The organism is Methylorubrum podarium, assembly GCF_022179745.1.
Taxonomy (GTDB): Bacteria; Pseudomonadota; Alphaproteobacteria; order Rhizobiales; family Beijerinckiaceae; genus Methylobacterium; species Methylobacterium podarium.
In genome coordinates, this window is record NZ_BPRD01000510.1 from 1 (window position 1) to 10,391 (window position 10,391).

The 10,391-nt window shown below is 65.6% G+C and carries 11 protein-coding genes and 2 tRNA genes; 5 read left to right on the top strand and 8 right to left on the bottom strand.

The genetic code is table 11. From position 1 onward, the window contains the following. Positions 1 to 1,343: 1,343 nt before the first annotated feature. On the top strand, positions 1,344 to 1,817 hold the full coding sequence (locus MFF42_RS22225) for a hypothetical protein (protein ID WP_238257827.1): 474 nt from the start codon (positions 1,344 to 1,346) through the stop codon (positions 1,815 to 1,817). A 232-nt stretch (positions 1,818 to 2,049) separates the two neighbouring features. On the opposite strand, the gene MFF42_RS26395 is transcribed toward MFF42_RS22225, so the two are convergent. From MFF42_RS26395 to MFF42_RS22245, 4 genes are all read right to left on the bottom strand, one after another. Then, positions 2,050 to 2,646, bottom strand: coding sequence for a PopZ family protein (locus MFF42_RS26395; protein WP_283206914.1), 597 nt, complete (start codon positions 2,644 to 2,646; stop codon positions 2,050 to 2,052). 124 nt (positions 2,647 to 2,770) lie between these two features. After that, a complete protein-coding gene (locus MFF42_RS22235) occupies positions 2,771 to 4,168 on the bottom strand; it encodes a TolC family outer membrane protein (RefSeq protein WP_373875209.1) in 1,398 nt (465 codons plus the stop codon). Positions 4,169 to 4,630: 462 nt separating this feature from the next. Beyond that, positions 4,631 to 5,281, bottom strand: a complete 651-nt coding sequence (locus tag MFF42_RS22240) for a protein-L-isoaspartate O-methyltransferase family protein (protein ID WP_238257828.1) — start codon at positions 5,279 to 5,281, stop codon at positions 4,631 to 4,633. Between the two features lie 167 nt (positions 5,282 to 5,448). Continuing rightward, positions 5,449 to 5,522, bottom strand: a tRNA-Cys gene (locus MFF42_RS22245). Between the two features lie 245 nt (positions 5,523 to 5,767). On the opposite strand from MFF42_RS22245, the gene MFF42_RS22250 reads away from it, so the two are divergent. Next, positions 5,768 to 5,843, top strand: a tRNA-Asn gene (locus MFF42_RS22250). A 76-nt stretch (positions 5,844 to 5,919) separates the two neighbouring features. Here the strand turns inward: MFF42_RS22250 and MFF42_RS22255 are convergent. Then, positions 5,920 to 6,534 carry a hypothetical protein gene (locus MFF42_RS22255; protein WP_238257829.1) on the bottom strand — a complete coding sequence of 205 codons (615 nt, stop codon included), beginning with the start codon at positions 6,532 to 6,534 and terminating at the stop codon, positions 5,920 to 5,922. Between the two features lie 274 nt (positions 6,535 to 6,808). On the opposite strand from MFF42_RS22255, the gene MFF42_RS22260 reads away from it, so the two are divergent. The 3 genes from MFF42_RS22260 (at position 6,809) to MFF42_RS22270 (ending at position 8,649) form a co-directional block, all read left to right on the top strand. Then, a complete protein-coding gene (locus MFF42_RS22260; protein ID WP_238257831.1) occupies positions 6,809 to 7,084 on the top strand; it encodes a hypothetical protein in 276 nt (91 codons plus the stop codon). A 153-nt stretch (positions 7,085 to 7,237) separates the two neighbouring features. After that, positions 7,238 to 7,426: a hypothetical protein gene (locus MFF42_RS22265; RefSeq protein ID WP_238257832.1), complete on the top strand. Its 189-nt coding sequence runs from the start codon at positions 7,238 to 7,240 to the stop codon at positions 7,424 to 7,426. Between the two features lie 161 nt (positions 7,427 to 7,587). Then, complete coding sequence (locus tag MFF42_RS22270) at positions 7,588 to 8,649, top strand: hypothetical protein (protein ID WP_238257833.1); 1,062 nt, start codon at positions 7,588 to 7,590, stop codon at positions 8,647 to 8,649. Positions 8,650 to 9,138: 489 nt separating this feature from the next. On the opposite strand, the gene MFF42_RS22275 is transcribed toward MFF42_RS22270, so the two are convergent. From MFF42_RS22275 to MFF42_RS22285, 3 genes are all read right to left on the bottom strand, one after another. Then, positions 9,139 to 9,513, bottom strand: a complete 375-nt coding sequence (locus MFF42_RS22275) for a DUF4440 domain-containing protein (RefSeq protein ID WP_238257834.1) — start codon at positions 9,511 to 9,513, stop codon at positions 9,139 to 9,141. Positions 9,514 to 9,705: 192 nt separating this feature from the next. Beyond that, positions 9,706 to 9,948: a hypothetical protein gene (locus tag MFF42_RS22280; RefSeq protein WP_238257836.1), complete on the bottom strand. Its 243-nt coding sequence runs from the start codon at positions 9,946 to 9,948 to the stop codon at positions 9,706 to 9,708. Positions 9,949 to 9,976: 28 nt separating this feature from the next. Beyond that, the gene (locus tag MFF42_RS22285) at positions 9,977 to 10,252 is read right to left on the bottom strand and encodes an adenylosuccinate synthase (protein WP_238257837.1); all 276 of its coding nucleotides are present in this window, start codon (positions 10,250 to 10,252) and stop codon (positions 9,977 to 9,979) included. Positions 10,253 to 10,391: the final 139 nt, after the last annotated feature.

The following is a 10,391-nucleotide window of genomic DNA, read 5'->3' on the forward strand; positions in this document are numbered from 1 at the left end:
CTGACCTGGAGCGGACTTACCTTACAGCTTCAGCAGGCGCCGCCAGATGATCCTACAGCAGCAACCGCTCTGCATGCGCGCGGAGTAGGACGATGACCGGTGATCGGAATGAAAATCCGATACGGCACCGTTCGCGCACCAGTTCGGCAGACCTTGAGAGAGAGGAACGGAATTTCGAATCCATCGGCAGTCCGGCTCACGCACCGGATTTCGTGTCACCTCACCCGAGCCCCGCTTGTTCGCCGCGCGGAGAAAAACAGGCTCGTGACAGTCTTTGGGTCACGGAACTTCTGAATCAATTGGACAGCGAACGCGACGCTCTTCGCGCCCGGTCGAAATCGGCTCCATCACCCGGAGACGGCAAGGCGCCCTGCTCGCCGCAGGCAAAGGCGAACTGGAATCGGCTGGCTGCCGGGCCAGGATCCCCTCCGGAGGCCTGCCGCGGCAGCGCCGATACGGAACCGGCGGTTCAGTCACCGACGCTCGATCCCGAGAGGGTTGCGGGTGCCGGTCGGCGCAGGAGATGGCCGTATGCCGTCTGCGGCGCGGCGTTGATTCTGATGGGCGCTGTCGCTGCCCGCATTGATTTCGGACCACACCGAGGAGCCCTCGACACAGCAGGTCGTCGGATGGCCCACGCGTCCATCGATGCACCACCGACCACGTCTCCAGCGGGATCGCGCACCGTTCGGGACATCCCGGCTGCTGAAACGGTCACCGTCCTGGCGCCGGATGGGCTCGTTCGAACCGATGGTCCGCCCAGCGCAGCAATCCCATCGAACGGGGACACGATTGAACTCGCAGCGATCGTCGAAGGCCCCGATAGTTCGCCCGCTGCATCGGACCCGCGCCCCGCTCGCATATCCCTATCGCAGGGGCCGTCCGCACGGATCGTAGCTCCCCCAAAGCTGGTCGTCGCAAGTACACGCCCCCCCGTCGACCTCATGGCTCGCACTGCTGTCGGCGAAGAGGGCGCAACACTCGCTCCGAGCCCTGGAAGTGTCCGCATGGAGGCCCCTCCCGATGCCGGCTCGTCTCAGGAGGCGATTGGTCCGACGCGAGGCGAACCGCCGAGCGCATTGGCGAAAGCGAAGGAACGATCGAAGGTCGCGCGACCGCTCAGGCGAGCGCCCAAAGGCAGTGGTTTCAGCAAACAACGTCGCGGAGTTGAACCAGCACTGCCGCATCTCGCGAAAGCGGATCGGCCGAGAAGCTTCACGTTGCCCCCTCTTCTTCGGCCGACATCGCACTGAGCGGCCGTGTCTTCCAGCCGGAAATCTAGGAGCCGACACATGCGCGCAAGAGCTTTGGCCGCCCTCATTCCCAGCACGATGGCTGCGTGCATGATCCTGATGGTCGGAACCGGCGATGCGACTGCCCGGCAGGGCCATTCGCCGCCGAGGCTGAAAACATACGCGACGTGGAAGATGCCGTGGCAGTTGAGCCTGTCGTCCGCCGCGTCGCGAGCGAAGGGCGAACGCACGATCGTTGCTCGGCTGCCGAAATACGGGAAGGTGCGGGGCACCAGGGTCGCCTTACGGTACGTCTTCGCGCCACTGCCGAAGACGCCCGGTCGCAATTCGCTGGTCAGGGCCTGCCGTTCGACCGTCGCCCAGTCGGCCAGGAAGCTGGGCGCCGTACGGATTGATGCCGCTTCGGCCGGACCCGAGAGGCGGACGCGAAGTGGGTCCGTCGCCAAAGTCGGATTCCGTCTCATCTATGCAAGCCACAACACGCGCGAGAATTACGAGGTGCGGCAAGGCGTGCTGACGTGCAGGGCAGATCGGGCCGGTAAGATCGTCGACGCCTATGCCTAGCCGAGGAGCATCGCCGGGTCGTCCTTGCTCAGGCCGGGCCGAGTGATGGGCGTTCCGCCGTCGAGGCCTGCGGGCGGGCGGTGTTGGTCGTGGCGGAACAGGAAGGCGGCCGTTCCTGGCGGCGCTGGTCCGACATGTCGTCGGCGCGGGCATAGGCCCGTTCGCGCGGGATTGCTGAAGTCTCACAACTCCAGCGTCCCCGGTTGAGGCCGGATGGATGACGTCCCGAAAACTAGCGCCCGCGGGCGACCCGCTCGATCTCGACGCGCACCAGCCGCTCGACCATGTGCGGGAGGTTGTCGTCGAGCCAGCTCTTCAGCATCGGCCGCAGCATCTCCTTGACGAGATCCTCGAGCGTGCGGGCGTTCTGCGACAGCACCGTGTGGGCGAGGAGCTGGAAGTTCTGGCCGACGCTCTCGACCGTGCTCGACGAGACGAGCCGCTCCGTCGCCTCCTCCTCGACCGCCACGCGGACCCGCTCGCTCACCTTCGGAGCGGGCGCCGGCTCGGGCTCGAAGTCGAAGGGGTCCGGCTTCGGGGCCGGGTCGAAGGCCGGTTCCGGTTCCGCGTCGAAGTCCGGCATCCGGAAATCGATCTCGGGCATGTCGAAGGCCACGGGCTCCGGCTTGCGCACGGGCTCGGCGACCTCGGCGAGATCGAGCACGTCGTCGTCGTCCGGCGGCGGCGGAGCCGGCGGGGGCGGCGGCGCCTCGGCCTCGGCGGGCTTCGGCGCCTGATCGTCGGCGATGATGCGGCGGATCGAGGCCAGGATCTCCTCCATGGAGGGTTCCTGCGTCTTGTCCTGAACCTTAGGGCTCGCTGCGCTCATCGGGACGATACTCGGTGACGATTGACAAGACGATGATTAGGTTAACGAATTATTTCATCGCCTCGTCCGGCATCAACCATGGCTTGCTGCCGGCCAACAGGAAAACGCCGCCCGGGCGCGGCCGTCAGCGCCCGTCGGGCGTCCGCAGGCCGAACCAGAGATCGCGGACCTGATCGAGGTGCTCGCGGGCGCTGTAGGGCGTGACCGGCAGGCTTGTGAAGCGGACGGTGAGCCGGCCGACCGCCTGGACGACGTCGTAGGAGTTCACCACGCGGTCGCGCTGCGCGCGGATCAGGGCGACGCGGGCGCTGAGCAGTTCCTGCTGCGCGTTCAGCACGTCGAGGGTGGTGCGCTGGCCGACGCGGGCTTCCTCGCGCACGCCGTTCAGCGCCACCTCGTTGGCCTGGACCTGGGCCTGGGAGGCGATGACCTGCGCCTTCGAGGCTTCGAGGTTGCCCCAGGTCCGCACGATCGAGGCGCGGATCGTGTCGCGGTCCTGGTCGGCGATGAGGCGGGCGCGCCCGACATTCTCCTTGGCCTGCCGGATCGCCGCGTACTCGCCGCCGCCCTGGTAGAGCGGGATGTTGACCCGCCCGACGATGGAGGCGGTGACGCCGTTGTCGCCGGGGAATTGCTGATCGTAGCGCTGCTGCACCGCGCCGGTCACCTGCGCCTGCGGGTAGAGCGCGCCTTCGGCCACCTTCACCTGCAGCTCCGCCACGTCCACGGCGTGCAGCGAGGAGAGGATCTGCGGGTGCTCCTTCAGGCCGATCAGGATCGCCTGATCGAGGGAGCCGGGCACGTAGCGGTCGAGCGGCCGGCCCGGAGCGAGCTGGCGCGGCTCGACGCCGACGACCTGCCGGAAGATGCCGATCGAGGCGCGCAGCGCCGCCTCCGCCGCGCTGACCTGCGAGCGGGCGCCGGCGAGGCGTGCCTCGGCCTGCGCGACGTCGGTGCGGGTCACCTCGCCGACGTTGAAGCGGTCGCGGGTCTGGCGGAGCTGCTCCTCGAGCACCTCGACGTTGTTGCGCTGGAGTTCGAGCGTCGCCGTGTCGCTCAGAACGTTCATGTAGGCCTGCGCTGCGTTGAACAGCGTATTCATCTCGGTCTGGCGCAGGCCCTCGCGCGTCCCGAGCACGGTCGATTCGGCGGCGCGGACCCGGTTGTCCGTCTGAAAGCCGTCGAACAGGTTCTGGTTGACCGTGAGGCCGGCGCCGCCCGGCACCGTCAGGCCGCGGCGGCCGTTGACCTGCTGGCCGGAGATCGACCCCTGGAACTGCTGAACGCCGATATCGGCGGAGATCGCCGCGTTCGGCCGGTAGCCGGCCTGGAAGCGGTTCACGTCCTCGTCGGTCGCGCGCAGGTTCGCCCGCGCTGCGTTCAGCGCCGGGTTCGCCTTGTAGGCGCGGGAGAGCGCGCTCTCGAGGGTCTCGGCAGCGGCCGGACAGGCAACGACCAGCGCCGATGCGACGGCACCAGCCAGCCGGAGCGCGGACCGCGCCGCAGGGTTCCGTTCTTTCACGTCGATCAGCCCTTGCGGTTTCTCGATTTACCGTCCCGCCGCACCGCCGTGCCCTCCTCGGTTCGCCGTCCCCGCATTCGTCCCTCCTGGGACATCTGCCGGACGACCGGTTCCGAGAGGGTCGCGACAGGGGTGCCGAGTGCACGCCCATGCGATGGAGTGGCCAGCCCGCCTCGTGCGGCAGAGTAGCCGAGCTTGCGCCGTCAGCGACAGAGTTTCCCGCACCGCGGCGTCGGATTGGCGGTGGGTGCCTCAAAAAAGCGACACCCCCGCGGGCTTAATCCCTCATCGCCGCCGGAGCCGGACAAGGGCGCGACGCGGCGCCCGCCGCTTCGGGGAAGCCCGGTGCGCGATGATGGGGATGCGGAGCCGTTCCGGGCGCGACGCGCCCCGGTCGTGCGGTGCGGTGGCCCGGCGTGAGACCGTCCCGTCCGCAGGTCGCGGACGGCGCCCGAACCCGACTCAGAACGCGAAGCCGGGCTCGGTCGCGAAGCTCTTGAGGGCGGGCAGCGACGCGTCGAAGAGGGCGCGCGACCCGAAGGCGTCGCCCGCCCGCACGAACAGGGTCGCCTTGGCGTTCCGGTGCGGCCCGAGCACGCAGACGAGGCGCCCGTCGTCGGCCAACTGATCGAGCAGGGCCTGCGGCCGGATCTCGACGCGGCCCTCGACCAGGATGGCGTCGAAGGGAGCCCCCTCGACCGGGGCGGCCAGGGCGCCCTGCACCAGATCGGTGCCGTCGCCGAGGCGCTCGCGCGCGGCGCCGACGAGATCGGGTGAGGATTCGAGGGCGACGACCTCGGCGCCGAGGCGGCGGAGAATGGCGGCGCCGTAGCCGTAGCCGGTGCCGACATCGAGGGCGCGGGTGCCGGGGCGGATCTTGAGGGCCTGGATCATCCGGGCCAGCACCATCGGGGCCGGCATCGCGCGGACGCCGTCCTCGCCCGCATCGAAGGTCAGCGTCTGGTCGATATAGGCGAATTCCTCGCGCCCCGGCGGGACGAAGCGCTCGCGGGGCACGGAATCGAACGCGTCGAGCACCGCGACATCGTTCACGTCGAAGGTCCGGAGCTGACAATCGACCATGAGGCGCCGCGCCTGAGCATAATCGAGCATGAGCCGTCCATCCCTGCCGCTGCGCCAGACCGTTGTTCCGCCCGCCCGTCGCGCGGCGCCGGCCCGAGCGGGTCGGGTTGTCGTGGATCGTCCCCGGAATTGCAAGGCTCGCGCGAGCGCCCTGCACCGTGTCGGATCGGATCGATTGTCGAGGAGTATCGGAAGTTTGGAGGCCTCGCCCGGAATCGAACCGGGGTGCAAGGATTTGCAGTCCTCTGCGTAACCACTCCGCCACGAGGCCTCGCCGCGTCGATGCGCGACGCTCCGGGCCGAGCGGCCGCTCCGGAGCGAGGCGTCTCTAGCAGAGGCGCGACCCGCTCGGCAACGGTCTTGTCGTGCGATCGACATGAAGGCTGACGCCCCACCGCGATTCGAGGGAAAAATCGCGTCGCCGGCTCAGAAGCTGCAAAAAGCGCGGGACGGACCCTTGCGTCGGCCCCCGGTGAAGGCTAATGACCCGCCAGCGCCGCCGAGGCGGCCGGGTGATCCCCGATAGCTCAGTTGGTAGAGCAAGCGACTGTTAATCGCTTTGTCGCAGGTTCGAGTCCTGCTCGGGGAGCCAAATCTTTCAAGCACTTAGCTAGAACTCGACGAGAGCGTGTTACCGCGCCTGGTACCGTCGTTGTTCTCGGGTGTTTTCAGCCTGCCGGCTTCGTCTTCCGCCGCGCCGTTCGTAGCTCGGCCACGCGGCCCGACTGAACCACCGATCCGCGATTGTAGAGCATCGTCGTCGACATCTGCGTGTGCGTCGCGGTGCGCATCACGTCGGCCGGCGCCGCGCCCGCCGCGAATGCCTCGCTGACCGCCCCTGCCCTGCTGTCCATGTTCCAGATGCCGTCGGGCCAACCGGAGGCTCGGGCGATCTCGCGGAACGTCCGGCTGAAATGCGAGCGTTTCCAGGGCAGGCCGGATCGCTCATCGATGACCAAGGGCCCGACGCGGCGGGGCGGCAGTTCGGCGAGCAGTTCGGGGTAGTGGATGAGATCGTGCTCGGCGACCTCGTTGCCGTTCGACTTCGACGTCGGATAGCGCAGGATCGTCCCGTCGATGTGGTTCCAGATGAAGCCCCAATCCCACACCCATGCGCCGGCCATGATGGCCCCGGCGATTCGGGCTCGTGCCTCCGCGTCGGGACGATCCCACTCGCCGATCACGTCCTTCTGCCGAAGCCCGAGCTCGAACTGAAGCGTCACCGCGAGCGCGATGTTCGGCCGGCCCACCTCATGGGCGGCGGCACGAAGCGCGACGATCATCTCGTGGCTCGGGCGGAGCTTGCGGGCGCGCGGTTGCCGAGCACGAAGGTGGTCGCCTTCCTCGCCGTCACCCGGCTCGCCGCCGGCATCTATGCGAGGAAACTCGCGGCTCTGCCGTCGAGGGAGCCGCCGCGATGAGCCTCCTTGGCTGGCTCTCGAACCCGATCGGAAGCCTTCTCGGCACCGTCGGCTCTGGCATTATCTAGGCGTTCGGCAATTCGGTCCTGCAGCCCATCCTCAAGGGGATGGAAAACGGCCAGGACACAAGCGCGACGTGGCGGAGCAGGTCGTCCGGGCCGAGATCGCGGCCAACCAAGCGAAGGCGGCAATCGCGCCCGCCTTCAAGGGCCTGATTTACGGCATCGGCATCCCGCCGGCCGTCCACTTCGGGGCGATGTGCGCCTCGAAGACCTTCGCGCTCGGCTGGCCCATCGAGCCGCTGCCGCCCGAGTACGTGGCGATCGACGCCACCATCCTGACGGCCTTCTTCGTCTCCTCGCCGCTCTCCACGCTGGCCCGCGCCGGCGCCGCCCGCCTACTGAAAGCCTGACCCCATGTCCGACACGCTCCAGGTTTCAAGCGAAGCGTCCGACAGCATCGTGACCCTGCCGCGGTGCGCGCCTTTTGGGCGGTGTGCAGTCTCGCAGTTGCCATAGCCGGACAGATATATTGGACCAGCTCCTACACCGCCGGGCTCGACAGCATGATCGATGGTCTCGCGCAGAACAGTCTGCGCCTCGCCGAGCGGCTATCGAGCCTTGAGCGCGACCGCGACCGGCTGCCGAAGCTTGAAGAGCGCTTTGGCCGCATCAAGGAAAAGATGTCTATGATGATCGAACTGCAGCGTGAGACGCGGCAGGAACGGCAAGGCCCAATGGAGCGTGGCGGATGAAACAGCGATTCACCTTCAACGGCTCCACGGCTTTTTGTGCTCGACAGACATCATCATTGTGAGACCAAATGGCTTGGCGCCCGCCGAGGCAAACAGCATGGAATGCGATATTCCTTTAGCGTGCCTCGGGGCGTTCATTTAGCGCCCACGTGAGATGGAAGATGAGATTAGAGAAAGTGGCGATTGCACTATCGATAGTGTGCGCATCGATTTCTGTGGTAACAGGCGGGGCGATTTCGAAGGACGAAAGATCGGCGGAGTCGAACGCATCGGACAACAGTAATTGCGATACCTCAAAGTGGAGCAAATCGAAAGATGGCTCGCAAAGTCCCGTTCCACAACATTACTGTACGAAGTCTTCCTCAACTATATCTAACCCGTTTGCAGCAGTCGTCGGCATTGGCGCGCCTGATGGTTCACCAGTTGGTGAGAATGATCAGCGATATCTTCAACGCGCGCAGCATCTTGTTCAGGCTCGTACAGCTCTTGACAATACAAAGCAAGAGTCTGGTCTCGGCGTGAACTTCATCAACAAAACGGGCGGAGGTGGTCTATCACAGACGAACCATAACCAAAAGGTCGCCTTATCTGTGTTCGCGCTTGGGTTGCCGGGCGGTTCCAATATGTGGGGTATCAACACCGATGTGCATATGCATGCGGGTGTTGGTAACTACCCATTTTACGGTCGTGAAGCTGATCATACGAACTTCAACAGGGATTATGCGCCTGGTGGAACTGTTGCCTTCGGTGACTATCTTACATTCACAGGCTTGCCGATGACCGCAGGGATCGAGATGTCCGGCAATCCAAACCCGGGCTCGAAATCCTTATATTATGGAATACTGTTTCAAGGTAAGAAAGGATTTTCCGAAGTCGGCACGGGCCTTATCTCTGATGCAACCATCGTTGATGGTTCAAACTCGCGTTCATCGATTAAGATTTATGGTACCCACTCCGACGTGATAAATTCCTATGACGCGGATGTCGATAGAATAATTACCGCAAAACCTGGTCAGAAGGTATGTTTTTCTGGAGTATCTCATTGTGTGTCGTTCAATGCGGTAACAAATGCTCTAGAATTAAATGACGGCAGATTTATCTTGAGTGACAAAGGTATCGCAGCGCCGTCTTTGCCCACTTCAGGAGGGAAGATCAAAGGATCTCTTTGTGTGGACTTATCTGGCAACATATTTGTGAAAACTACGGCCGGACCCTGCCTATAATAATCACCGAAATGAAGTTAGCATTTAGAGTGGGGCGCAGAGCTGCAAATGCCTTGCTCCACGCGGCATCTTCAAGCGGGAGCAGGTCGATTGGGAGGTGGGAGAGCACGAATGCTGCCGGCTGACAGAGGGGCCGACGGCAGGGGGAATCAGCCATCCGGCGAGCCTACCGTGCCACTCAGCCCCGACTGTTAATCGCTTTGTCGCAGGTTCGAGTCCTGCTCGGGGAGCCAAATCTCCTTAACATGATGAGATGACGGCGGTTTCCGCGCACGGTCGCATTGTCGGCCGCGTGAGGCAAGGACCGCCGACAGGTCTTTCCTGAACCGTCTGCCGACAGAGGAGAGACGGAGCCTTCGGGCTGCCCAAAGGCTCCTCACGTCACGCCTCACTGCGTTTCAGACCGCATCGGCGGAGGGTTCCCGTCGCACGCTTCGGAACGCTGGCCTGCCCGTTCCTTCGGTCGCCCTCCTGGAGGCGGCAGATCCGTCAGCTCTCCTCATCGACGACCGGCGCGAGGATGCGCGGAGTCTGCTGATGCTGCACGACTCGCCACTCCTCGTGGGACAGGCGACGGTAGGTCGACGTGCAATGCGCCTCGTAGGTCTCCTCGCCGCGCGTGGCCTTCACGGTGTAGGCGATGACGATCAGACCCTCCTGAGGGCGCGCGATCCGACCATCCTCGATCTGGACATCGGACCAGCGCGGCGTGTCCGACACCGCCTCGATCGCCTGGGTGCCGCCGAAGACATAGGGCGGCTGCGGGAGCGCCATCAGGCACTCGTCATCGACCAACTCGCGGTAATGGTCCGCGCCGCCGGTCCAAAGGCTCTTCTCGAACGACCAGACCCGATCATCGTCCACGCGGCTCTCCTCAGGCTCCCGACGTGCCGAGACAAGAGTCACGCGCGGTGATCGTTCCTGAAACGACAATTCCGACGAGGGCAGAGGATGGTTCGCGCAGCGGGCGCGGGGCGGATGGAGATCATCGCCCTGACCGAGGCGGAGCGCCTTCGGGTTGGACGCCCGCTCGGGCGAGGTCTTCGAGCCACCCGTTCAGAACGGCCAGGACTCCGCCTCCTCCTCGACCGGTAACCGCTCGCCGGGTGAGATCAGGGGCACGATCTCGTCGAGCGGCTGCGGCACGCGGATCGTGCGGCCTGCGGCGGTGATGAAGGTCTCGTTCCGCATCAGGTCGGTGTCGCTGACCGCCTGCACACTGGAAACGCGCAGCAGGTGGCGGCAGCCGTCGCCGTCCTGAACCTGGAGGTAGGCGCCGACCCGGCGCACGGCGTCCATGGCAGGGATCCCCGAGGCCGATGAGTTCTCAGGCGTCGGCGACCGTGAACTCCATGCCGCGTCCGGGGCCCTGGTCGGCGTAATCGACGAGCGTGAGCCCGCGCTCGGTGAGTGCCTCCTCGACGATGTCGCGGTGCTTGCGCACCATCTGCCCTATCGCGAGGGGCGTCAGGCGCGGGCTCGCCCGGCGCAGGGCGTCCACGCCGACATGGGCCGGCATGCCCTCGCTCTCGGCGATCCGGGCGAGCGCCAGACCCAGGTCGCGAGCCTTCGTCTCTGCGGCGGATTTTGGCTTGAAGGCCATAGGCTTTCTCTTCTCTCGATGGTCGCGTCAGGCGGCCTGCAGCGTGTCGGCGAAATCGTCGGGCACCTCGCCGAACCGGCCGAGGATCGTCGCGCTCTCCAACTCGCCGGTCTCGTCGTCGGCCACGATCTGGATGGCG

Bases quoted from the DNA above. Each gene is read 5' to 3' on its own strand.
- MFF42_RS22225 (WP_238257827.1), top strand. From the start codon at position 1,344: ATGATCCTGATGGTCGGAACCGGCGATGCGACTGCCCGGCAGGGCCAT.
- MFF42_RS26395 (WP_283206914.1), bottom strand. From the start codon at position 2,646: ATGAGCGCAGCGAGCCCTAAGGTTCAGGACAAGACGCAGGAACCCTCC.
- MFF42_RS22240 (WP_238257828.1), bottom strand. From the start codon at position 5,281: ATGCTCGATTATGCTCAGGCGCGGCGCCTCATGGTCGATTGTCAGCTC.
- MFF42_RS22255 (WP_238257829.1), bottom strand. From the start codon at position 6,534: ATGATCGTCGCGCTTCGTGCCGCCGCCCATGAGGTGGGCCGGCCGAAC.
- MFF42_RS22265 (WP_238257832.1), top strand. From the start codon at position 7,238: ATGATCGATGGTCTCGCGCAGAACAGTCTGCGCCTCGCCGAGCGGCTA.
- MFF42_RS22270 (WP_238257833.1), top strand. From the start codon at position 7,588: ATGAGATTAGAGAAAGTGGCGATTGCACTATCGATAGTGTGCGCATCG.
- MFF42_RS22280 (WP_238257836.1), bottom strand. From the start codon at position 9,948: ATGGACGCCGTGCGCCGGGTCGGCGCCTACCTCCAGGTTCAGGACGGC.
- MFF42_RS22285 (WP_238257837.1), bottom strand. From the start codon at position 10,252: ATGGCCTTCAAGCCAAAATCCGCCGCAGAGACGAAGGCTCGCGACCTG.